The sequence below is a fragment of the Pseudomonas putida genome, from assembly GCF_005080685.1.
Classification (GTDB): Bacteria; Pseudomonadota; Gammaproteobacteria; order Pseudomonadales; family Pseudomonadaceae; genus Aquipseudomonas; species Aquipseudomonas putida_V.
This window is the reverse complement of record NZ_CP039371.1, coordinates 2051140-2072926: the sequence shown is the minus strand read 5'-3', so window position 1 is coordinate 2072926 and position 21787 is coordinate 2051140. Positions and strand designations below refer to the sequence as shown.

Here is a 21787-nt window from a genome sequence, read left to right as displayed (position 1 = left end):
AACACAAGATGAAGGCAATTGCGGGCTTTTTCAAGTCCGCAGGTAGGCGCTTTCGGCGCCTACCTGCTCTGGCCCCTGGGTTCAGGAGGCCAGTTGCCGCTTGTCGTAGACCGAGTCGATCAGGCCGTACTCGGCCGCGCGCGAGGCGCTCATGAAGTTGTCACGTTCGGTGTCGCGCTTGATGGTCTCGAGGTCCTGGCCGGTGTGGTAGGCCAGCAGCTCGTTCAGGCGTGCCTTGATATTGAGGATTTCCTGGGCATGGATCTCGATATCGGTGGCCTGGCCCTGGAAACCGCCCAGTGGCTGGTGAATCATCACGCGCGAGTTCGGCAGGCAGTGACGCTTGCCCTTGGCCCCGGCAGCCAGCAGGAAGGCGCCCATGCTGCAGGCCTGGCCGATGCAGATGGTCGACACGTCCGGCTTGATGAACTGCATGGTGTCGTAGATCGACATGCCTGCAGTGACCGAGCCGCCTGGGGAGTTGATGTAGAGATGGATATCCTTGTCCGGGTTTTCCGCTTCCAGGAACAAGAGCTGCGCCACAACCAGGTTGGCCATGTAGTCCTCTACGGGACCGACCAGGAAGATCACACGCTCCTTCAAGAGGCGCGAGTAGATATCGTAGGCGCGTTCGCCACGGGCGGATTGCTCGATAACCATCGGGACCAGGCCGCCTGCAGCCTGGATGTCAGAGCTCTGCTGAATATAAGAATTGCGGGACATGTCCTGCGCTCACTCCCAAATAGTCATGGCTTGATAACGCACAAGCCAGCGCGAAGGCTGGCTTGTGGGGGTTTCCTACGAGAGAAACGTATTACTCAGCTTCGGCTGGGGCCTGTGCTGGCTTTACGGCTTCTTCGTACGAGACCGACTTGTCGGTCACAGTCGCTTTCTGCAGAACAGTATCTACAACTTGCTCTTCCAGCACAACCGAACGCACTTCGTTCAGTTGCTGGTCGTTCTTGTAGTACCAGGCGATAACCTGCTCAGGCTCTTGGTAAGCCGAAGCCATTTCCTCGATCATCTCGCGGACCTTGGCGTCGTCCGGCTTCAGCTCGAACTGCTTGACCACCTCGGCGACGATCAGGCCCAGCACCACGCGGCGCTTGGCTTGCTCTTCGAACAGCTCGGCCGGCAGTTGCTCAGGCTTGATGTTGCCACCGAACTGCTGGACGGCCTGCACGCGCAGACGGTTGACTTCGTTTTCCAGCAGGGCCTTCGGCACTTCGATCGGGTTGGCAGCCAGCAGACCGTCCATGACCTGGTTCTTGACCTTGGTCTTGATGGCCTGACGCAGTTCACGCTCCATGTTCTTGCGAACTTCGGCGCGGAAGCCTTCCAGGGTCGATTCCTTGATGCCGAACTGGGCGAAGAAGGCTTCGTTCAGCTCTGGCAGCTCTGGAGCAGCGACGCTGTTGACGGTGATGGTGAACTCGGCGGCCTTACCGGCCAGGTCCAGGTTCTGGTAGTCCTCTGGGAAGGTCACGTTGACAACGCGCTCTTCACCAGCCTTGGCGCCAACCAGGCCATCTTCGAAGCCAGGGATCATGCGACCGGAGCCCAGCACCAGCTGGGTGCCCTTGGCCGAACCGCCGGCGAAGGCTTCGCCGTCGATCTTGCCGACGAAGTCGATGTTGACCTGGTCGTCGTTCTGGGCGGCGCGCTCGACGTTTTCGAAGCGTACGTTCTGCTTGCGCAGCACTTCGAGCATGTTGTCCAGGTCGGCGTCGGCCACTTCGGCGCTCAGGCGCTCGACGCTGATCGACTCAAGGCCGGCAACGGTGAACTCAGGGAACACTTCGAAGATGGCGACGAATTCCAGGTCCTTGCCCTTTTCGAAGGACTTCGGCTCGACGGCCGGAGCACCAGCCGGGTTCAGCTTCTGCTCGACGATAGCCTCGTAGAAGGAAGCCTGGACCAGGTCGCCGAACGCTTCCTGGCGGGCGTCGGCTTCGAAACGCTGACGGATCACGCTCATCGGCACCTTGCCTGGGCGGAAGCCCGCGACCTTGGCACGCTTGGCAGTCTGTTGCAGACGCTTGTTGACTTCGTTCTCGACGCGCTCGGCCGGAACGGCGATGGTCATGCGGCGCTCGAGAGCGGAAGTGTTTTCAACAGAAACTTGCATGGATATTCCTCGTTGCACAGACGTTAGCCGGCGATAGCCCGACTCCAGAATCAAGGGCCAACATTCTAGTGAGTCACGCACCAGAAGTCACCCCACCCTGGACGACGGGAAACCACGCCGGTCGATTAACTTGCAAGACCCGCGCACCAGCGCAACGGGCTTCTTTATATACAGGGGCCACACACCGTCGTTGAGGCAAGCAGCCGTAATAACTTGTCAAACACTTACCAAATACATTTCAAACCCCGAGCTGCGAGCGACCACGTCGCCCTTACTGCGGGTCGATCTCGTTGAGCTGGCAGTACTCTTCCCATTCCATCCCCAGCGCCTCGGCGACCTCGCGGTGAGTCTCCAGACGCATGGCATGCAACTGCTCCGGGCTCTCGGCGATCAGCTGCAGCGCCAACTCCCAGGACTGCAGACCCTGCTCCTCGGCGGCATCCTCGAAGGCCCACTGGATCTGCTGGGCCTGCTCACGCGCATCCAGCTCGCGGATCTCCTCGAGCAATTGCGGGTTGGCTTCGGCGAAGCGCTGCAGCGCCAAGGCCTGGCGGGCTTCTTTTGCAATCATCGGTTGGTTCCTCTGCCAGCCAACGGGGCCGGTGTTTCAACCGGCTGAAATCTAACAGCTTTTATTGGGGTGCCACCAGAGGATTGCAAGGGGAATCGAGCAAAGACGGCCAAGTTACCGGTGCGAGACCCGTGAGACCGGGGAAATCACGGCATGCGCCCGGCGCCAAAACAAAAAGGCGCCCAGTCTAACGACCAAGGCGCCTTCGAAAATATGGGGTGGACGATGGGAATCGAACCCACGACAACTGGAATCACAATCCAGCGCTCTACCAACTGAGCTACGCCCACCATATTGCGGTGTTGCGATGCGACTTCTTACAGAAGCATGGTTTCTTACAGAAGCATGGTGCGGACGAAGAGACTCGAACTCTTACAGCTTGCGCCGCTGGAACCTAAATCCAGTGTGTCTACCAATTTCACCACGTCCGCGTAACGCTTAAAACAAAGGCGCCAGATTACAATCAAGGCGCCTTTGTAGAATATGGGGTGGACGATGGGAATCGAACCCACGACAACTGGAATCACAATCCAGCGCTCTACCAACTGAGCTACGCCCACCATATCGCGATACAGCCTTACTTGCTTGCCCAGAGGCCTAATGGCGCACCCGGCAGGACTCGAACCTGCGACCATCCGCTTAGAAGGCGGATGCTCTATCCAGCTGAGCTACGGGCGCTTAAGCGTTCAGCCTAACGGAACAAGCGCTTAACAGATAGCTGCTAAACCACTCATTCTGCCCGACTTCGCCAACCAGTGCTAGGCAGTGCCCGACAAGTGCGGCGAATCTTATAGGCGAGGCCAAAAGTCGTCAACACCTTTCTCAAAAAAATTTAAATTATTGAAGGGGTTAGAGGATTTGCCCGACCACCCGCCTTTGCCCTCGGCGCATGTCGTGCGAGAATGCGCCCTCTTTAATGTTCCTTTCTCGATGGTTAATCACGCGTCTATGACTGCACACCTAATCGATGGCAAGGCGATCGCCGCCAACCTGCGCCAGCAGATCGCACAACGTGTCGAGGAGCGCCGCCAGCAAGGCCTGCGCACTCCGGGCCTCGCTGTGATCCTGGTCGGCACCGACCCCGCCTCCCAAGTCTATGTCTCGCACAAGCGCAAGGACTGCGAAGAGGTCGGCTTCATTTCGCAGGCGTTCGACCTGCCCAGCGCCACCACGCAGCAGGCCCTGACCGAGCTCATCGACCGCCTCAACGATGACCCGGCCGTGGATGGCATTCTCCTGCAACTGCCACTGCCGGCGCACCTGGACGCCTCGCTGCTGCTCGAGCGCATCCGCCCGGACAAGGACGTGGACGGCTTCCACCCCTACAACATCGGTCGCCTGGCCCAGCGTATCCCGCTGCTGCGCCCCTGCACGCCAAAGGGCATCATGACCCTGCTGCAGAGCACCGGCCAGGACCTGTACGGCATGAACGCCGTGATCGTCGGCGCCTCCAACATCGTTGGCCGGCCGATGGCGATGGAACTGCTGCTGGCCGGCTGCACCGTGACCGTGTGCCACCGCTTCACCCAAGACCTGCCAGGCCACGTCGGCCGCGCCGATCTGGTGGTGGTCGCGGCGGGCAAGCCAGGCCTGGTCAAGGGCGAGTGGATCAAGGAAGGTGCGATCGTCATCGACGTCGGCATCAACCGCCAGGACGACGGTAAGCTGGTCGGCGACGTGGTCTACGAGACCGCCCTGCCCCGCGCTGGCTGGATTACCCCGGTGCCGGGTGGCGTCGGCCCGATGACCCGCGCTTGCCTGCTGGAAAATACGCTGTACGCCGCTGAAGAGCTGCACAAGTAACGCTACGCAGTGCAAGAACGGCACCTCTGGCGGGTGCCGTTTTTTTTGGTTGTTCACGGATTGTCGATGGCTTGGCTTGGCTTGGCTTGGCTTGGCATTTAGATCGTGAGCTGATCCATTGTGTGTAGCGGCGCTACTGGCCCCTTCCGCCTTTACGGCGGGTCCCTTTTGTCTTGGCAAAAGGGACGCAAAACCGCTCGCTCCTGCATCCGGCCCTCCGCTGCGCTACGGGTCCCCTCGCTACGGCGCCTTCCGGGCCCGCGCGGCCTACGACTTGCTCCGCAAGTCTACATCTCGCGCCTTCGGCTACGCCGAAGGGTGCTGCGCACCTGGCCCTACAGGCGCCTACGCTCGGCCTCCTGACGTCGCGAAGTTAGCGGCGGCGCCTGCACTGGCGTTATCTTCGAAAGAGACACCGCGCTATCCGCTACAACGCAAAGCGATAGGTAAACCGCGAGAGCGCAGCGATTCGCCTGCCGTTGCTCTGGCTGTTGATCTTGCTCTTGCTGTTGATCTTGATCTACCCGCGACCTCAGGAGGCCGAGCGTAGGCGGCTGGAGGGCCAGGTGCGCAGCACCCTCCGGCGTAGCCGGAGGCGCGAGATGTAGACTTGCGCAGCAAGTCGTAGGCCGCGCGGGCCCGCAAGCCGCCGAAGCGAGGGAACCCCGAAGCGCAGCGTAGGGGCCGTATGTGGGAGCAAGCGGTTTTGCGCAACTTTTTCCAAGAAAAAAGTTGCCCGCCGTAAAGGCGGAAGGGGCCAGTAGCGCCGCTACACAAAATGGATAGTTCCCAGTCTCAAAGCCAAACCAGCCAGCCCCCCCAACAATCCGTGAAGAACCTGCCTATGCAGCACCACCCAGCTACAGCCGATTCAGCTGTCAGACCGAGATAGACAGCCGCGCCCGCTGCCCGCGCCCCCATCTTCAGCCGAGATCACCACCCCCCAACCGCGATAATCATGGGGCAGCCCACCTCAAGTGGGGCGCCGCAAGGAGGAGTCCCATGACCCGCTTCATCGATGTCCAAGATCTCGCCCGCCTGGTCAACCGCAAGGGCCTGGCCACCTGCCTGCTGGAAATGGCCGACTATATCCGCCAGGACTACCTGCGCTGGGAACAGTTCGAGAAGTGCCCACGCCTGGCCAATCATTCGCCGAACGGGGTCATCGAACTCATGCCGGTGTCCGATGCCAGCCGTTATACCTTCAAGTACGTCAACGGCCACCCGATCAATACCCGCGATGGGCTGCCCACCGTCATGGCCTTCGGCGCCCTGGCCGACGTGGCCACCGGCACGCCGCTGCTGCTCAGCGAAATGACCCTGACCACCGCGATCCGCACCGCCGCCACCTCGGCCCTGGCTGCGCGCTATCTGGCGCGTGAGGACAGCCGCAGCATGGCGCTGATCGGCAACGGCTCGCAGAGCGAATTCCAGGTCATCGCCTTCAATGCGCTGCTGGGGATCGATGAGGTCCGCCTGTACGACATCGATCCTGCAGCCTCTGCCAAGCTGGTGGCGAACCTCGCCGGCCGCCCAGGCCTGAAGCTGACCATTGCTGGCAGTGTCGCCGAAGCCGTCAAGGGCGCCGACATCGTCACCACGGTTACCGCCGACAAGGCCTACGCGACCATTCTCACGCCCGAAATGATCGAGCCGGGCATGCACCTGAACGCCGTAGGCGGCGACTGCCCCGGCAAGACCGAACTGCACCGCGAGATCGTCGAGCATGCGCGGGTGATCGTCGAGTACGAACCGCAAAGCCGCGTGGAAGGCGAGATCCAGCAGATGCCGGACGACTCGCCAGTCACCGAGTTCTGGCAGGTGCTTGCCGGGCATGCCAAAGGCCGCGAACACGCCGAGCAAGTCACGCTGTTCGATTCGGTGGGTTTCGCCCTGGAAGACTACTCGGCGCTGCGCTACGTCATGGACGTGGCCCAGGCCCTGGATATCGGCGAAGACATCGAACTGGTGCCCTCCCTGGCCAACCCCAAGGACCTGTTCACCCTGCTGCAGCCACGCGTGACCAGCACCCGCTCCATCCCCCAGGCCCGCAGCGTCTCGGCCTAGGAAGTTGATCGCACGGCGCCTGGGGCAAATCGCCCCAGGCGCTACTGCGCCTTGCAGACGCGCGCCGCAGAAGCGCCTACCCTGTTTCCATGCCCCTCCCCCACAACGAGGCCCGAGCATGGACACCAAGGCTGACGCCGCCTACCCGCTGGACCGCATCGATCATGCGATCATCGAGGTGCTGCGCCACGATGGTCGCATCACCTTCGAAAAGCTCTCCACATTGGTCCACCTGACCCCGCGCCCTTGCCTGGAGCGGGTGCGCAAGCTCGAACGCAATGGGGTCATCCGCGGCTACGGGGCGATCATCGACCCGCAGAAAGTAGCACCGGGGTTGTCGTTGCTGGTGCTGGTGGCCGTGTCCAACCTCAGCGGGCGTAGCGCGCAAAAGGCCTTCGAGGCAACCATGCGCGAGTGCGTGGAGGTTTTCGAATGCCAGCTGATCAGTGGCCACTTCGACTACGCCCTACGCCTGCGCTGCCGCGACATGGAACATTACCGCGTGCTCAGCGAGCGCTGGATGAACGATGCCGCCTTGCATATCGACAAGCTGGTCGCGCACCCTGAACTGGCGACGGTCAAAAGCACGGCACCAGGGTCCTGAGCCCTCCACAGCAGGTGCTAACCCAGTAGCACCGCCTACGTATCCCTGTTCCTAGGCTGGGCGTTTTCCTCATGGAGAACCGCCCGTGCCCACGGCATCCTCATCGCACTTCGACTTCATGCAACCCCGCCTGCCCGCCTGGCTGGCGGCGGCGACGCCTACCCAACGGCAAACACTAGAGCGCCTCGTGCGCGGGAGCCACCGCGCCATGCGCCGCGTACAAGCGCTGTTGAGCCCCATCCAGGCTCCCTCGGCATTTTGCCGGACGCGTCTGGAGGATGCATTGGCACACGGCTTCCCTGACCACGAGCTGCCGGACCCTGACCAGGGTTGGCTATGGCATGTGACAGGCAAGCACGACATGTCCTGGCTGGAAGCAGGGATGCAGAACTTCGATGCCGACGAGCAGGTCAGGCTGTTCCTCTCGAGAAACGCACCAGGCCCGATGACGTTGGACGCCGGGCGTTTTGTCAAGGTGTTGCGCAACCTCGACCTGGGCGAGGCGTACCAGTACCACCTGAACGACCATCTGGGCCAACCGGTATTTCTCAAGGCCTTGCAAGCCCAGGACCGCGCTGCTTTCGCGGCAGAACTGTGCCTTGCGCGCCTCAAGGGAGAGCTCGATGACCACGGCGCCGCACTCGGCGACGCAGCACTTGCAGGTCTGCCCGAAGCCACTCGGCAACCGCTGGAGTGCAGTTACCTGAGCCTGTTCGACATGCCATTGAACGGTCCACTGCTGATTCGCAGGCAGCCCCAGCAAAGTCCCGAGGCCTGCCTGCTCTATCTGCCAGGGCATCCTACCCAGCCGCTGCGCCAGTATGCCTCCCTCAAGGCAGTAGGCCAGGCCATCACTGAAATGTTATGGCAAGACCACGACCGACAGTTCTTCCTGCGCTATGTGAAGCGTTCCCTGCAGCCGGCTTTTGCATTGAAACTGCGCGAGACGCTCTATCCCTCTTATCCCTATCCCTACCTGATGCCGGGTGAACCGGTACTGGAAAAGGGCCAACACATCAGTGTGTTCAAGCGTTTGTTCCCCGGCCCCAAGGCCCTTTGGCAAGCCACCCTGGACAAGAACGTTCGCCTGCCCTGGGCGCATACGCCCTGGGACCGCGAGTGCTTTGGCGAGCGCGCCAGGACCCAGCGCGAGCGCCATCTGGAGGATGCCGCCGATATCGTGGTGCCCGTCGCGCAACGCGATGCCGCCGCTTACCAGGCCCACCTTCAAGGATGGCTGCAGTGGGGGATGAATGTACTGAACGTGGCGAGTTTCTTCGTACCAGGGCTGGCGGAAGTCATGCTGGTAGTGGGTGGCGCGCAGTTGGTCGACGAGTTTCTCGAAGGTGTGCATGCGGCCAATGAAAACGAAGCCGATGCCGCCATCAACCACCTGTTCGCGGTGTTCGCCGGCCTGGCCCAATTCGCCATACTGGGCAGCGCCGTGCATGCCTACGAAGTGGCGGGGCCACTGCATGGATGGCAGCGCGTGGGTGCGGGTGCCAGTGAGCGTCTATGGCACGGCGATCTCACCCCATTCAGCTACCCCCGGCCCTGGCCGCCGGACCTGCCATTAACCCCTTCGGGCATACGCCACTGGCAGGGTCGGCCTTGGCTGGAACTCGACGGCCAGGCGCTGCCCCTGCAAGCCTCTGGCAAAGGCCGCTGGCGCCTGGCCCCTCAACCAGGCCAGCGTTACCAGCCCAGCGTGTTCGGCAATGGCGCGGGCAGTTGGGTACTCGAGCACGAACGCCCGCTGGCCTGGAACGGTACCACGCTGATGCGCAGGCTTGGCCCGGTGAGCGCCGGCCTGAACGATGCCACCCTGGCTGATGCGCTGGCCTGCAGCGGATACGATGACGCTGCCCTGCGCGAACTGCTGACGGACCACAAACCCCTGCCGGCTCTGCTGCTGGACAGCCTTGAAGCCTTCGGTGCGACCCATATCGGTCAGGCTGAGGCCGGCGACACAACCGTGCTCGCCCGCGACTTCCCCAGCCTCAGCCCGCGTGCGCGCAACGAAATCCTGGAACACGCCACACCAGGCCAGCGCGCCGAACTGCAACGCACGGCACGTCTGCCACTGCCGATGGCCGAAAGCGCCCGCCTGTACCTGCGCCAAGCCCGCATCAATCGTGCCCTGGCACGCTTGCGCCAGGTGGCCGGCGCAGACCCCGACCGCGACACGCTGGTATTCACCAACCTGGAGCGTTTGCCGGGCTGGACCGGAAATGTGCGCCTGGAGCTGCGAGAGGGCGGTCGGCTGGTTCATGCCACAGGCCGCCCAGGCGCAGCGCTCAAACAGGTGAATCGCGGCCTCGATGGTTATGAACCAAGCGATGCACGCGGGCAGGTACTGGCCAATCGAAGCAATCTGTTCCACGCCCTGTTACGCGCCCTGCCAGACAGCGAGCGCAATGCCCTTGGCTTGCATATCGGCGACACCGACGGCCTGCGCGAGTCCATATACCAATTGGCGGTGAGCGATCGCGAAGGCTGTGCTCGGCAGTTGGGCATGGCCCCCGTGCGGCCACTGGTTCGCTTGCCCAACCGACTGCCGGGCAGCCCAGGCCTTGGCTATCGGCTCAGCGGCCGCGGACGCGGCTGGCAGTCCGAGGACGCGTTGTTCGACGAGTTGTTCCCCAGCGCCCCTGAACGTGACCGGCGCTTGCTGCGCCAGCACCTGCGCCACGTGGCAGGCCGCCGACCTGGCGCCTTCATGCGCCTGCTCGAAGGCTTGCGCAGCGACTACCGGCACCTGGACGAAGATCTGCAGGCCTGGGTCGAGCAAGGCATCGGACAGCAACGTACCCAACGCGACCTCCTGGCCCAGCAAATACGCCAGGCTTGGCGCCGGCAAAGTACCGAGGGCGAAATCGGTGACATCGACTTCGTCACCCTCAGGCTCGACATCACCGAGTTGCAGAGCCTTCCGACCCTGCGAAGCCAGCTGCCGCAGGTGCGCCAGTTGCATATCAGCGGGCTTTCAGCACGCTCCCCGACCTTGCTCGATGGTTTTCTTCGCACGTTCCCAGGCGTGCGTCACCTGGATCTGGAAGCTAACGCCCTGAGTGCTCTGCCGACCGTACTGAGCGAGCTGCGAGAAATCGAAACCCTCGATCTGTCTCACAACAACCTCGACCTCAGCCAGGCAAGTCTATGCCAGACCCTGACGAGCATGCCCGCACTGCGACAACTCAACCTCAGTCACGGTATCACCACGCTGCCCGTGGCTGCCCTCGAGCAGCTTGCCAGTTTGCAGTCGCTGCGATTCCTGCAACTCGACAGCAACGCCCTGGCCCTGGGAGCAGAACACTTCCGTGCCTTGGAGCGCTTGCCAGCGCTGACCCACCTGGAGCTGGGCCGCAACGCCATCACCCTGACCGAAGACAGCCGCGCCGCACTGGCAAGCCTCAACCGTCTGCAGTTGCTCTCGTTGCGGCATAACCCCCTGGAGCTTGCGCCCGATCTGACCGGGTGGACGCAGCTCGCGCAACTGGATCTGGAGCACGCAGGCCTGCAGGAGTGGCCGAACGGCCTGGTGCAGTTGATGAACCAATCCCCGCTGAGACTGCGCTCCATAGACCTGAGCATGAACGAACTGAGCGATGCCCCGGACCTGCGTGATACCGCGTTCGCCTGGCTGATTCGAGAAGACGATCAGGAACTCAACTATGCCTTCGACGACAACCCTTTCAGCGACATCGCGCTGCGCAGCCTCGAGGAGGCCGGCCTGCCGGTGAGGGGAGAACACGACGACACCGACTGGTCCAGCGGCTGGCCGTCGACATTACGCGCCCACCTGAGCGAGCTCTGGTTCGACCCACAGTGGCGACCGTTGCATGACCTCTACCAACGCCTACCCGACACCGAGGCCTATTCACGCAGCCCCGAGGCCAGCAACGAACGCATGCGCCATGTAATGCAAACCTTGGTCGATGCCTCGCACGACGACGCCAGCTGGGGCTTCAGCGAACTGCAGCAGCGGATCAACGACCTGTTGAACGATGCCGCTCAAGCCTGCGTCGATCAGGCCAGCCTGCTGTTCCAGCAGGTCGAGACCGAAGTCTCGCTATGGCAGGCGGTGGCCCACGCCGCGCCCGGCGCCAGCCATGAGCAGGTAGCGGTGGATAGCGCCACCGGACTGCTGCGCCAGCAATTGCTCGATGAACGCATCGGCACACTGTTCAATGCCCGCCGGGCACGTCGCACCGCCCTAGACGAAGGCCTGGACGCGCCGGCATTGGTCAGCTATGACACGCTGAGCGACGAACAGCTGGTCGATCCGAGCCTGCCTCTCGATGAACTGGAGATCGCGCTCTATGCACGTATCCGCCTGCAGAGCCGCTTACGCTTGCCGGCGCAGCCCGAGGGCATGCGTTTCGAATATCTGGCGCGGGTGAGCGATGCCACCTTGCAGGCCATCGCCGAGGAGGTAGGAGCGCGGCCTCGGCGTCACACCTGCGCGAGTGGGCCGGCGAGCAGGCCTTCTGGCAGCGCTGGTTGCAGCGCTTGCGCCCGGCGTCGTTCGAGGCCCTGCAGTTGGAGTGGGAGGCAGCCTCGGAGTACTTCGACACGCTCAACGAAGCGGATCCTGCCCCCGGCCCCTACACAGGCCCGGCCGTGCCCCAAACCTACATCGACAGGCTGGAAGCGGACATCGGGCAGATCGCCTGGCGCCAGGACGGCGTGCTGCAACGGATCGACCTGAGCCACGACAGCGGCCTTTATGCCCAGGCATCGGCGCTGCTGCTGCAAAGCCGCCAGCAGGCCCAGGCCGCCCTGATCGATGAGTTGACCACGGCATTGAGCGAGGCCAATCCCCAGGCCTTCACCCCAACCGAGGGCTGAAGCGCTGCGCACCCCGGTCCTGGCAAGCTGCTTGCACAGCAGTAAGCCGGGGCCTGGCTCCTTGCGCCATTTCATTCATTGCAACGTGCGCCGCATGCACCGGCTTAGAGCCACTGCATGGCAAGTGCACCACAACTGGTCAGACCGGTCAGGCCAAAAACCCTTGCAACTCGGTTTTTTTCGCGCTTTCATGACGTCGCGCTGAACAAACCGGTAAGACCACAATAATTAAGTCCTGCGCTCTTTCGCCCCGTGCGGCACCGAAGCAAGGACACCGACCTGAGATCACTCCCATGCTCAAATGGTGCTCGCGTTCGATCTTCCTTCAAGTCGTGCTCGGCCTTGCCCTCGGCATCGCCTGCGGCCTCAGCTTTCCCGACCTTTCCTTGCAGCTCAAACCCCTGGGCGACGGCTTTATCAAGCTGATCAAGATGCTCATCGGGCTGATCGTGTTCTGCGTGGTGGTCAGCGGTATTTCCGGTGCCGGCGACCTGAAGAAGGTCGGGCGCATCGGCCTGAAGTCAGTGATCTACTTCGAAGTGCTCACCACCCTGGCCCTGGTGATCGGCCTGGTGTTCGCCTTCAGCAGCGGCATCGGCAGCGGCGCCAATATCCACCTCGACCAGTTGTCCAGCGCCGATGCCAGCAGCCTGGCCGAGCGCGGCCAGCACATCCATGGCGCCACCGCGTTCTTCATGGACCTGATCCCGACTTCGGTGGTGGGCGCCTTCGCCGATAACAACATTCTCCAGGTGCTGCTGTTCTCGGTGCTGTTCGGCAGCGCCCTGAACCTGGTGGGTGACTCCGCCGCCGGCATCTCGCGACTGATCAACGAGCTCAGCCACGTGGTGTTCCGCATCATGGGCATGATCGTGCGCCTGGCCCCCATCGGTGTGTTCGGCGCCATCGCCTTCACCACCAGCAAGTACGGCCTGGAGTCGCTGCAGCACCTGGGCGGCCTGGTGGCACTGTTCTACCTGACCTGCGCCGGCTTCGTGCTGATCGTCCTCGGCACGGTGATGCGCCTGTCCGGGCTCAAGCTGCTGCCATTCATCAAGTACCTGCGCGAAGAACTGACCATCGTCCTCGGCACCGCTTCGTCCGATGCCGTGCTGCCGCAGATCATGCGCAAGCTCGAACACCTGGGCATCGGCAGCTCCACGGTCGGCCTGGTGATCCCCACCGGTTATTCGTTCAACCTCGACGGTTTCTCGATCTACCTGACCCTGGCCATCGTGTTCATCGCCAACGCCACCGGCACGCCACTGGAGATGACCGACCTGCTGACCATCCTGCTGGTGTCGCTGGTGACGTCCAAGGGCGCTCACGGCATCCCAGGCTCGGCGCTGGTGATCCTGGCCGCCACCCTGACCGCCGTTCCGGCCATCCCGGTGGTCGGCCTGGTGCTGGTGCTGGCGGTGGACTGGTTCATGGGCATTGGCCGGGCGCTGACCAACCTGATCGGCAACTGCGTCGCCACCGTGGCCATCGCCCGCTGGGAAAAGGACATCGACCTCGAGCGTGCGCACAACGTGCTCGACGGCAAGCCAGGCTTCGCCCACACGCCGCGCAAGCCAGCCAATGTCCAGCAACAGGAATTCTGACCGAAGCCGGCCGGCGCCCACGCCGGCCACTTTAGGAGCACACCGTGATCAGCTCATCGACCGTCGTCAACTCAGTGGTGGAAAAACTGCGCAAGGCCTTGGCCCGCGGACAATGGCGCAGTGGTGACATGCTGCCCGGCCAGCGCGAGCTGGCCGAACAGCTGGGCATCAGCCGCCCCAGCCTGCGCGAAGCGGTGATCGTATTGGAGACCTTGGGCCTGGTGCGTTCGTTACCCGGCAAAGGCGTGCTGGTGCTCGATGCCGATGCGGCAGGAGCCGAGTCGCCCAGCAGCGAAGCCAGCGCCGCCGCCAGCCTGGCCGACGTGCTGGAGCTGCGCTACACCCTCGAGCCTTTCATCGTCGGCCTGGTCGCGCAATCGGCCAACAGCCAGGACATCGGCCAACTGCGCCTGACCCTGATGGACATGCGCGAGGCGCTCGACGCCGAGGATAGCGAGGCCGGCGTGGCGGCCTACATTGCCTTCCACCAGGCGCTGTTCGCCCTGACCAGCAACCCGATTTTCCAGAGCGTGGTGCAACAGACCGGCAATGCCCTCAAGCAGAGCGCCGACATGTTGCGCAATTCACCTGAGCACCTGGCCGCACGCCTGCGCGAGAACGAAGCGGTGGTGCGCGCCATCCGCGAACGCAACAGCGCCCAGGCCAGTGCCCAGATGCGCCGGCACATCCTCGCCGAAGGCCTGCGCATGGGCATCGAACTGAACGTTCCCGACGACCAACCGGGCCTTTAGGACAAGACAGCGACCATGACCGACCACGCCGCCCTCCCCCTGCCCGCCCTGCTGGCCGCTGGCGAAACCAGGCTGTCAGCCGAACAGATCTACCCACGCCTGTTCGACGCCATTCTCGAACAGCGCCTGCCCCCCGGCAGCTTGTTGCCCGAACAGGCCCTGGGCAACGTTTTCGGTGTCAGCCGCACGGTGATCCGCCGGGTGCTCGGGCGCCTCTCGGACCAGCAGGTGGTGGTGCAGCGTCCGAGCCACACGGCGCACCTGGCCGTGCCCGACCCGCAACAGGCACGCCAGGTGCTCAGCGCCCGGCGCCTGACCGAGACCACGCTGATCGGCCTGGCCGCGCAACGCGCGCGGCCCACGCAGATTCGCCAACTGCGTCAACTGGTGGAGCGTGAACGCCAGCATCATCAGCGCGGCGAACGCTGCGCGGCCATCCGCCTGGGCGGCGAGTTTCACCTCAAACTCGCTCAGGTCGCCGCCAATGCCCCGTTGGCGCGCTTTCTCAATGGCCTGGTGCCGATGACTTCGCTGATCATCGCCCGCTACGAGGCTCCAGACTGCGAACACTGCGCCTGGCAGGAGCACGCCGCCATCATCGACGCGCTGGAACAGGCCGGTGGCGCGGCGGCGCTGGCCTTGATGCACGAGCATCTGGACCGCCTGGAAGGCAAGCTCGACCTCGACTGAACGCAGGAGCCGGCTTGCCGGCGATGGGCTGCACAGCAGCCCCCTGCCCCCCACCCTATACTCCGATGACCACCCCGCCTCTAGACCCGGGAGGCCGTCGAGTGAGCCCACGATTCCCGATCCTGCTCTGCCTCCTGCTGGCCCTGGGCGGCTGCGCCAGCAAGCGCCCGCCCCCGCCGCCACCGCCGGTGGTACTGACTCCAGCCATGTGGCAACGCCTCGACCGCGAGCTGATCGACGCCTCGGTCGGCGCAGCCGGCTCGGCCAACGATTATGCGCGACGCTCGATGCGGGTGTGGAAGGAGCAGGTCCAGCAACGTACCGAGCAGGACTTCATCCCCTGGTTCACCGGCTACTGGACCCAGCAGTGGCTGACGCTCAAGGTGGCCTGGTACAAGATCGACAGTGGCGAAGGCCGCGAGCCTGCGCAAAAACGCCTGGCCCTGTACCTGCAGGAGCAGTACCACGAACGGGTGATCGAACCGGTGGCCGAACAGATCAACCCCGAGATTATCCGGGACCGCGCCTGCGAGCTGTACCTGCAGCTGTTCGCCCAGCAACTGCCAGCGCTGATCGCCCGCTACAACGCACCACCCGAGCAGGTCAGCCAGCGCCTCAACCGCATCCCGGCCATCGCCCTGGGCCCGCCGGCTGCGCGCAACGCCAGCTTGTACCAGCTGTTGCGGGCCAAGCCACTGGAGCAGCAACCAGCCTGGCAGGCCTTGCGCCAGCACCTGCACCAGCAGGCCAGCAAAGGGCCGGGGCAGACCGACGTGGGGCTGTCATCGGTGGCCAACCAGGCCAGTGAAAAGCTTGGTGCCACCCTGGCGCCGCGGGGCATCGCCAGCGCGGTGGCATCGGCGGTGGGCAAGGTGGCCGGGGCGATGATCTCCGTGGCAGCGGCGGGCTACGGCATGATTACCCATGACCGCGACCAACCGCAGATGGTCGAGCAACTGAGGGTGATCCTCAACGTGGCGCTGAACCAGGAATGGCAGGAACTGATGGAAAATCGCCAGAGCGGCGCCATGGCCGGGGTGTACTACCTGTCCGGCCAGGTGGAGGACAGCCTGCTGGCCAGTGCGCCCAGGCAAGCGCCGCAAGCGGATCAGCAGCGGCAAGCGCCGCTGCTGATCCGCTTGCCGCCTTAACCACCACGCCTCAGGCAGGTACCGCCCGCCCTAGCTTGCTGCGCCGTAGCCAGGCAATCACCACCGCCGCCATCAGCACGAAGCCCAGATAACCGAAGAACGGATACACCTCACCGACCAAGCTGATGAACCCCACCAGGCTGCAGACGAATGCCGCCACGCCAGTCACCACCGAGCCCCAGCGGAACCGCGCCGTCCCCACCGGTAACAGCCGCGAAAGGAACGAGAACAGCGTGCCCACCGCCGTGTTGACGATCATGCCGAAGATGATCAGGCACATCACCACGCCGAGCAGTGGCGACACTTCGCTGGCAATCGACAGCATCGGCATCGGCAGGTCGGCGACGCTGTCAAGGCGCGACAACAGCCCCGCGCTCATCACCAGCATCAGCCCGCCCAACGCCAGGCCGCCGAGCAACCCGCCCCAGATCGCGGTCTTCTCGACCTTGGCCGATCCCCCGAGAATCGCCAGGATCGGCGCACCTGCGACGATGTTGTACGACACATACAACAACGCACCCAGCAACCAGTGCCGGGTCCCGGCCTCTTGCTGGCTGGCCAGCACATCCAGAGCCGCGAAGCTCTGGTCGCGGGTGAACACCCCGTACAGGGCGATGGCCGAGGCCACCAGGATCAGCAGCGGCGTAATCGCGCCGATGGCGAGAATGACGTTGCGCACGTCCAGGCACACGATGCCCACCACCAGCAGTGTCACCAGCACGCTGCCGGTCAATGCCGGGATGCCGAACTGCTGTTCCAGCAAGGCCCCCCCGCCCGCCAGCATCACCACGGTGACGGCGAACATGAAGAAGGTGATCAACCAGTCGACGAACAGGCCCAGGTGGCGCCCGCATATCGCCTGTATCACATCCTTGTGCGAGGTGGCCCGCTGACGATTGCCAAGCCCAGCCAGGGCCATGCCCAGGAAGGTGAACAGCGCGGCGCTGACCAACGCGCCAAGCAGCCCCCAGACGCCGAAATTGACGAAGAACAGCAACAGTTCCCGCCCGGACGCAAAGCCCGCCCCCACGATGACGCCGACGAAAGCGCCGGCGATTTTCAGCTGTTCCTGCATGTGGACCTCTGGATTTATTGTTGTTGTGCCGGGCTCATGGCTGTGGCTCAGCCGACGTACGCCTGGACTTCGATCTCCACGTCCACGCCCAGCGCCAGTGCCGAAGCCACGGTCGAGCGCACCGGCAGCGCGGCACCGAAGAATGCTTTGTAGACCTCGTTGAAACCTGCGAAATGGCTCATGTCGGACAGCCATACCGTCACCTTGACCACCTGATCGAAGCGCGCCTCGCACGCCGCCAGGCTTTCGGCGATGCGCTCGCAGGCTGCGCGGGTCTGGGTCTGGATATCGCCGCGCACCACTTCACCGGTCGGCGTCATCGGCACCTGGCCGGAGAGGAACAGGAAGCCGCCGGCCTTCACCGCACGGGAAAATGGGAACGGCAGGCTGCTGGGAACGCGCTGGATGTCATTGCTCATGGAAAAGTCCTCTTGGGATTTATTGGAAACGGGCCGGGGACAGCCGTGCAGGGCTCACCCCCTGGGCAGTCAGGCTGGAGCACAGCGGGCGCTCCAGCAGCAGGTCGGCGGCCAGGCGCGAGGCCCCAGCGGCCGACTGGATGCCGTAGCCGCCCTGGGCCGCCAGCCAGAAGAACGCTGGGGTGTGTGGGTCGAAACCGATCACCAGGTCGCCATCGGCGACGAACGAACGCAGGCCCGCCCAACTGTGGCTGGGGCGGCGGATCGCCAGGGTGGTCATGGCCTCGATGTTGTAGATGCCCAAGGCCACGTCGAGCTCCTCTGGCACCACATCCTGCGGCGCCACCGGATCGGCGTTGGCGGGCGAACCCAGCAGCTGGCCAGCATCGGGCTTGAAGTAGAAGCTTTCGTCCACGCCGATCACCGCGGGCCAGGCTGCAAAGTCCTGGTCGGCCGGGCCTGGGAAGGTAAAGGCGCTACGCCGGCAGGGTTGCAGGCCGATGCGTGTCACCCCCGATAGCTCCGCCACCTGGTCGGCCCAGGCGCCTGCGGCATTGACCAGTTGGCGGGCCTGAAGCTGGCTGCCATCGGCCAACTGCACCTGCCAGAGCTCGTCCTGATAACGGGCCTGGAGCAACTCGGCATTGCACCGCAACTCGCCGCCGGCTGCTTTGAAGCCTCGCAGGAAGCCTTGATGCAAGGCGTGGACATCCAGGTCCATGGCGCCCGGCTCGTGCACGGCCCCCGCGAGAATGTCGGCACGCAGGCTCGGCACCATCGCCAATGCCGCATCGCGGTCGAGCAGACTCACTTCGGTGCCATTGGCCTGGTTCTGCGCGTAGGTGTCGGCCAACAATTCGCGCTGCTCGACACTTGCCACGTACAAGCAACCACGTGGTTCGAGCAGCGGGTGTTCGCAGAAACCCGCCGGAGGGGCCTCGTAGAACGCCCGACTGGCGCGGGTCAGCGCCTGGATCTGCGGCGTGCCGTAGGCCTCCATGAACATGGCGGCCGAACGCCCGGTGGCGTGATAACCGGGCTGCGACTCGCGCTCTAGCAGCAGCACCCGGCGCTCGCCCGCCAGGCGATAACCCAAGGATGCGCCGGCAATGCCGGCTCCGATGATCAGGGTGTCGTAGATCTGCGTCATGCACATTCCCGCCGCATAATTATCATTTATGAGAATTCTAATATATGAGAATTTATCAATGTGCAAGCGCCCACGGTAAGATGCCCGACCAAAGCCGTACACGAGAGCCCCGATGTCCGACCACCGCCCTACTCCTCCAGGCCGCCCCGACGGGCTGCCGTTGCTCGATCGCGCAGAGGTCGGTGGCCGCCTGCGCCAGGTGCGCAAGGCCCGGCAATTGACCCTCAAGCAACTGTCGGCGCTCAGCGGCGTGCCGGTATCGACGCTGTCGAAAATGGAGTTGGCCCAGGTATCGGTAAGCTATGAAAAGCTGGCCGCCGCGGCCCGTGCTCTGGAAGTCGACATTGCCCAGTTGTTCCGCTCCAGTAGCGCCACCAACGCCCCAGGGCCGGCCACCGTGGTGGTCGACTCACTGCCCGCCGCTGCCGGCTACTCCACCGGCACCTACGACTACCATCCCATAGCCGGAGGTTTTCCCGGTCGCCGCATGACACCGGCCTATGCCCGCATCATCGCCCGCGAACGCGGCCAGTTCGACGATTTTATCCGCCATCCCGGCCAGGAGTTCGCGCTGGTGCTGAGCGGTAGGGTGCGCATCGTGTTCGAAACCGGCGAGGCGGTGAGCATAGGCCCCCAGGAGACGGCTTATTTCGACAGCCAGGTGGGGCATATCTACCTGTCGGAGAGCGAAGATGGCGGCGATGCCCATGTGATGGTGGTGATGACCGATCGCTAACGCGGTAAGCGTTGCGGCTCGGTTATAACCTAATAACGAACAAGTCTATTTGGCTATAAAAAAATCTATATGCTGCTTGCATCCGATAACGGGCAAAGCTGGGCAGTCGAGTAGCGTATGGATGTAGGTTCTTTCGGTTTCACCATTGCCGGACTGGTGGTGGGTTTCATCGTTGGCATGACCGGTGTAGGTGGCGGCTCGCTGATGACGCCGATCCTGCTCTGGTTCGGTATCAACCCCGCTACTGCCGTGGGCACCGACCTGCTCTACGCCGCCATCACCAAGGCCAGTGGCGTCTGGGTGCATGGCCGCAACAAGAACATCGACTGGAAGATCACCGGCTACCTGAGCCTGGGCAGCGTGCCTGCCGCAGCCTTGACCCTGTGGTTCCTGAGCACCCTGCATACCGACACCTCGGCGCTCAACGCGATCATCAAGCAAGGCCTGGCGGCGGTGCTGATCCTCACCGCGCTGGCGATCATGTTCAAGTCGCGCCTGCAGGCCTTCGCCAACCGTCACGCCGGCGATCACTACCACCTCAGCGACCGCACCCTGAACCTCCTGACCGTGCTCACTGGCGTGGTGCTGGGCGTCATGGTCACGCTGACTTCGATCGGGGCCGGTGCGTTGGGCACGGTGGCCCTGTTCCTGCTCTACCCGTTCCTGCAAACCCGTCGCCTGGTCGGTACCGAAATCGCCCACGCCGTGCCGCTGACCCTGGTCGCCGGCCTGGGCCATGCCGGCATGGGCAACCTCGACTGGTCGCTGCTGGGCTACCTGTTGCTCGGGTCGCTGCCGGGTATCTACCTGGGTAGCCACCTGACCGGGCGTATTTCCGACCGCGTGCTGCGCCCGTGCCTGGCCGCCATGCTCCTGCTGATCGGCTACAAGCTGGCGTTCTGAAGCCAGCCTTCAACCCAGGCGCAAGCGCCATTGCCCGGTGTGGCTCAGGCACACACGCGACAGTGGCAGCACGTCGATACGTGACTGGGCGGCAAGCGGTGCGCCCATCACCTCGACCAGCACGGCGCGGATGACCAACGGATGGGTCACCGCCAGCCAGTGCCCAGCCTCCTCGAATTCGCCCAGCCAGGCCGCCACTCGCTGGCAAAGCTCGGCAAAAGACTCGCCGCCATGAGGCTTGCTGCAGGGATCGCCCAGCCACTGCGCCAACGCCTCGGGCTGTTCGGCCTGCAATTGCTTGAGCGCCAGCCCCTGCCAGTTTCCCAGGTCGCAATCGGCCAGTGCCGGCGCGAGTCGAACGGGCAGACCCAACATGACGGCGGTGTCCTGGGCTCGGCGCTCCGGCGCACTCAGTACCTGGGTCGCGGGGTTGGGGATCCACGGCAGTTCGATTACCGGCAGAATAGGGTCGCCATGTCGCGGCAAGTGGCCGGTGCGCTGGGCATCGGTCAAGGCGTGACAGACCAGGGTGAGGTGCACGGCTTTCATCGCAGGGGCTTTTCACTCAAATGAAGTGGACTCGTTTATCACGACGTGGCGATTTTGTCGCGGCCAGTGGGGAACACTGCGGTAGGATGCCACTCCAAACTAGGCAAATTGCCAGCAGAGCCTGATCGATGTCGACCCGCACTACTTCCACCCCCTCCCCCTTGTTGCTTGCCCTGCGCGCAGGCACCCGCGAATGCCACAGGGCGTTGGAGGATCGACTGCCGTTTTTCCGCGAAGGCTTCGATGCCCACGCCTACCGTCGTCTACTCGCTGCCTATTACGGCTTTCATGCCCCCCTGGAACTGCACCTGGGCGGGTACCTGGCTGACGAACGAATGAAGGCGCCGGTGCTGGTACGCGACCTACTGGCCCTGGGCCTGAGCGCGGCGGATATCGATGCGTTGCCGTTGTGCCAGGCGCTGCCGAGCCTCGATGACGAGGCACGGGCGCTGGGCGTGATGTATGTGATCGAGGGCTCGACCTTGGGGGGCCAGGTATTGAAGCGCGCCATGGCCGAACGCCTAGGGCTCGGTCCCGACTGCGGTACGGGCTTTCTCGATGTGTATGGCGCGTCGACCGGCAGCTACTGGCGAGCCTTTCTCGACAGGCTCGGGCAAGCCCCGAACACGCCAGCGGCGCAGGCCGCCACGGTGCAGGCGGCGATCGATACGTTCGAGTGCTTTGAGCGGTGGTTGGGGCAGTGCGGGGTGTTGGAGCCTTGAGATCGAGCGCCC

At 63.8% G+C, this 21787-nt stretch carries 19 protein-coding genes and 4 tRNA genes; 12 read left to right on the top strand and 11 right to left on the bottom strand.

Features of this window, described 5'->3' with window-relative positions; translation table 11 throughout:
* Nucleotides 1–81 precede the first annotated feature (81 nt).
* The 7 genes from clpP to E6B08_RS09585 form a co-directional block, all read right to left on the bottom strand.
* On the bottom strand, nucleotides 82–723 hold the full coding sequence (gene clpP, locus E6B08_RS09615) for an ATP-dependent Clp endopeptidase proteolytic subunit ClpP (RefSeq protein WP_003259400.1): 642 nt from the start codon (nucleotides 721–723) through the stop codon (nucleotides 82–84).
* A 91-nt stretch (nucleotides 724–814) separates the two neighbouring features.
* Nucleotides 815–2128, bottom strand: coding sequence for a trigger factor (gene tig / locus E6B08_RS09610; protein ID WP_133328523.1), 1314 nt, complete (start codon nucleotides 2126–2128; stop codon nucleotides 815–817).
* Nucleotides 2129–2399: 271 nt separating this feature from the next.
* Nucleotides 2400–2699, bottom strand: coding sequence for a DUF6388 family protein (locus E6B08_RS09605; protein WP_136913786.1), 300 nt, complete (start codon nucleotides 2697–2699; stop codon nucleotides 2400–2402).
* A 214-nt stretch (nucleotides 2700–2913) separates the two neighbouring features.
* A tRNA-His gene (locus E6B08_RS09600) sits at nucleotides 2914–2989 on the bottom strand.
* Between the two features lie 56 nt (nucleotides 2990–3045).
* Nucleotides 3046–3130 (bottom strand) — tRNA-Leu (locus tag E6B08_RS09595).
* A 53-nt stretch (nucleotides 3131–3183) separates the two neighbouring features.
* A tRNA-His gene (locus E6B08_RS09590) sits at nucleotides 3184–3259 on the bottom strand.
* A gap of 41 nt (nucleotides 3260–3300) precedes the next feature.
* Nucleotides 3301–3377: transfer RNA gene (locus tag E6B08_RS09585), tRNA-Arg, on the bottom strand.
* Between the two features lie 270 nt (nucleotides 3378–3647).
* Here E6B08_RS09585 and folD point away from each other — a divergent pair.
* The 9 genes from folD to E6B08_RS09545 all read left to right on the top strand — a co-directional run bounded on the left by folD (nucleotide 3648) and on the right by E6B08_RS09545 (nucleotide 16221).
* Complete coding sequence (gene folD, locus E6B08_RS09580) at nucleotides 3648–4502, top strand: bifunctional methylenetetrahydrofolate dehydrogenase/methenyltetrahydrofolate cyclohydrolase FolD (RefSeq protein WP_136913785.1); 855 nt, start codon at nucleotides 3648–3650, stop codon at nucleotides 4500–4502.
* 1002 nt (nucleotides 4503–5504) lie between these two features.
* Complete coding sequence (locus E6B08_RS09575) at nucleotides 5505–6569, top strand: ornithine cyclodeaminase (RefSeq protein ID WP_136913784.1); 1065 nt, start codon at nucleotides 5505–5507, stop codon at nucleotides 6567–6569.
* A 118-nt stretch (nucleotides 6570–6687) separates the two neighbouring features.
* Complete coding sequence (locus E6B08_RS09570) at nucleotides 6688–7173, top strand: Lrp/AsnC family transcriptional regulator (RefSeq protein WP_136913783.1); 486 nt, start codon at nucleotides 6688–6690, stop codon at nucleotides 7171–7173.
* Between the two features lie 85 nt (nucleotides 7174–7258).
* Nucleotides 7259–11884 (top strand): dermonecrotic toxin domain-containing protein, encoded by a 4626-nt coding sequence (locus tag E6B08_RS09565; RefSeq protein ID WP_238349299.1) that lies wholly within the window; start codon nucleotides 7259–7261, stop codon nucleotides 11882–11884.
* Entirely contained in the window at nucleotides 11863–12024 is a 162-nt protein-coding gene (locus tag E6B08_RS31075; RefSeq protein WP_238349298.1) for a hypothetical protein, read from the top strand. Before E6B08_RS09565 ends, E6B08_RS31075 begins: the two co-directional genes overlap by 22 nt.
* Before the next feature lie 293 nt (nucleotides 12025–12317).
* Nucleotides 12318–13628 (top strand): C4-dicarboxylate transporter DctA, encoded by a 1311-nt coding sequence (locus E6B08_RS09560; protein WP_136913782.1) that lies wholly within the window; start codon nucleotides 12318–12320, stop codon nucleotides 13626–13628.
* A 44-nt stretch (nucleotides 13629–13672) separates the two neighbouring features.
* Nucleotides 13673–14380, top strand: a complete 708-nt coding sequence (locus E6B08_RS09555) for a FadR/GntR family transcriptional regulator (protein WP_136913781.1) — start codon at nucleotides 13673–13675, stop codon at nucleotides 14378–14380.
* A gap of 15 nt (nucleotides 14381–14395) precedes the next feature.
* On the top strand, nucleotides 14396–15070 hold the full coding sequence (locus E6B08_RS09550) for a GntR family transcriptional regulator (protein ID WP_136913780.1): 675 nt from the start codon (nucleotides 14396–14398) through the stop codon (nucleotides 15068–15070).
* A 101-nt stretch (nucleotides 15071–15171) separates the two neighbouring features.
* The gene (locus tag E6B08_RS09545; RefSeq protein WP_136913779.1) at nucleotides 15172–16221 is read left to right on the top strand and encodes a hypothetical protein; all 1050 of its coding nucleotides are present in this window, start codon (nucleotides 15172–15174) and stop codon (nucleotides 16219–16221) included.
* Nucleotides 16222–16231: 10 nt separating this feature from the next.
* Here E6B08_RS09545 and E6B08_RS09540 read toward each other — a convergent pair whose 3' ends face one another.
* Genes E6B08_RS09540 through E6B08_RS09530 form a run of 3 tightly spaced genes read right to left on the bottom strand, consistent with a single transcriptional unit; the run spans nucleotide 16232 to nucleotide 18865 of the window.
* Entirely contained in the window at nucleotides 16232–17296 is a 1065-nt protein-coding gene (locus E6B08_RS09540) for a hypothetical protein (RefSeq protein ID WP_136913778.1), read from the bottom strand.
* A gap of 47 nt (nucleotides 17297–17343) precedes the next feature.
* Nucleotides 17344–17715 (bottom strand): RidA family protein, encoded by a 372-nt coding sequence (locus E6B08_RS09535; RefSeq protein ID WP_136913777.1) that lies wholly within the window; start codon nucleotides 17713–17715, stop codon nucleotides 17344–17346.
* Nucleotides 17716–17734: 19 nt separating this feature from the next.
* Entirely contained in the window at nucleotides 17735–18865 is a 1131-nt protein-coding gene (locus tag E6B08_RS09530) for an NAD(P)/FAD-dependent oxidoreductase (protein WP_136913776.1), read from the bottom strand.
* A 112-nt stretch (nucleotides 18866–18977) separates the two neighbouring features.
* On the opposite strand from E6B08_RS09530, the gene E6B08_RS09525 reads away from it, so the two are divergent.
* Both E6B08_RS09525 and E6B08_RS09520 read left to right on the top strand, forming a co-directional pair.
* Complete coding sequence (locus E6B08_RS09525; protein WP_136913775.1) at nucleotides 18978–19601, top strand: helix-turn-helix domain-containing protein; 624 nt, start codon at nucleotides 18978–18980, stop codon at nucleotides 19599–19601.
* Nucleotides 19602–19718: 117 nt separating this feature from the next.
* Nucleotides 19719–20504, top strand: a complete 786-nt coding sequence (locus E6B08_RS09520; RefSeq protein WP_136913774.1) for a sulfite exporter TauE/SafE family protein — start codon at nucleotides 19719–19721, stop codon at nucleotides 20502–20504.
* Nucleotides 20505–20513: 9 nt separating this feature from the next.
* Here the strand turns inward: E6B08_RS09520 and E6B08_RS09515 are convergent, their stop codons facing one another.
* Nucleotides 20514–21053 (bottom strand): histidine phosphatase family protein, encoded by a 540-nt coding sequence (locus E6B08_RS09515; RefSeq protein ID WP_136913773.1) that lies wholly within the window; start codon nucleotides 21051–21053, stop codon nucleotides 20514–20516.
* Between the two features lie 128 nt (nucleotides 21054–21181).
* Between E6B08_RS09515 and E6B08_RS09510 the strand changes: the two genes are divergently transcribed.
* Nucleotides 21182–21775 (top strand): biliverdin-producing heme oxygenase, encoded by a 594-nt coding sequence (locus E6B08_RS09510; protein ID WP_136913772.1) that lies wholly within the window; start codon nucleotides 21182–21184, stop codon nucleotides 21773–21775.
* Nucleotides 21776–21787: the final 12 nt, after the last annotated feature.

Bases quoted from the DNA above. Each gene is read 5' to 3' on its own strand.
- E6B08_RS09575 (WP_136913784.1), top strand. From the start codon at position 5,505: ATGACCCGCTTCATCGATGTCCAAGATCTCGCCCGCCTGGTCAACCGC.
- folD (WP_136913785.1), top strand. From the start codon at position 3,648: ATGACTGCACACCTAATCGATGGCAAGGCGATCGCCGCCAACCTGCGC.
- E6B08_RS09550 (WP_136913780.1), top strand. From the start codon at position 14,396: ATGACCGACCACGCCGCCCTCCCCCTGCCCGCCCTGCTGGCCGCTGGC.
- E6B08_RS09605 (WP_136913786.1), bottom strand. From the start codon at position 2,699: ATGATTGCAAAAGAAGCCCGCCAGGCCTTGGCGCTGCAGCGCTTCGCC.
- E6B08_RS09520 (WP_136913774.1), top strand. From the start codon at position 19,719: ATGGATGTAGGTTCTTTCGGTTTCACCATTGCCGGACTGGTGGTGGGT.
- E6B08_RS09515 (WP_136913773.1), bottom strand. From the start codon at position 21,053: ATGAAAGCCGTGCACCTCACCCTGGTCTGTCACGCCTTGACCGATGCC.
- E6B08_RS09560 (WP_136913782.1), top strand. From the start codon at position 12,318: ATGCTCAAATGGTGCTCGCGTTCGATCTTCCTTCAAGTCGTGCTCGGC.
- tig (WP_133328523.1), bottom strand. From the start codon at position 2,128: ATGCAAGTTTCTGTTGAAAACACTTCCGCTCTCGAGCGCCGCATGACC.
- E6B08_RS09525 (WP_136913775.1), top strand. From the start codon at position 18,978: ATGTCCGACCACCGCCCTACTCCTCCAGGCCGCCCCGACGGGCTGCCG.
- clpP (WP_003259400.1), bottom strand. From the start codon at position 723: ATGTCCCGCAATTCTTATATTCAGCAGAGCTCTGACATCCAGGCTGCA.
- E6B08_RS09510 (WP_136913772.1), top strand. From the start codon at position 21,182: ATGTCGACCCGCACTACTTCCACCCCCTCCCCCTTGTTGCTTGCCCTG.
- E6B08_RS09540 (WP_136913778.1), bottom strand. From the start codon at position 17,296: ATGCAGGAACAGCTGAAAATCGCCGGCGCTTTCGTCGGCGTCATCGTG.
- E6B08_RS09530 (WP_136913776.1), bottom strand. From the start codon at position 18,865: ATGACGCAGATCTACGACACCCTGATCATCGGAGCCGGCATTGCCGGC.
- E6B08_RS09570 (WP_136913783.1), top strand. From the start codon at position 6,688: ATGGACACCAAGGCTGACGCCGCCTACCCGCTGGACCGCATCGATCAT.
- E6B08_RS09535 (WP_136913777.1), bottom strand. From the start codon at position 17,715: ATGAGCAATGACATCCAGCGCGTTCCCAGCAGCCTGCCGTTCCCATTT.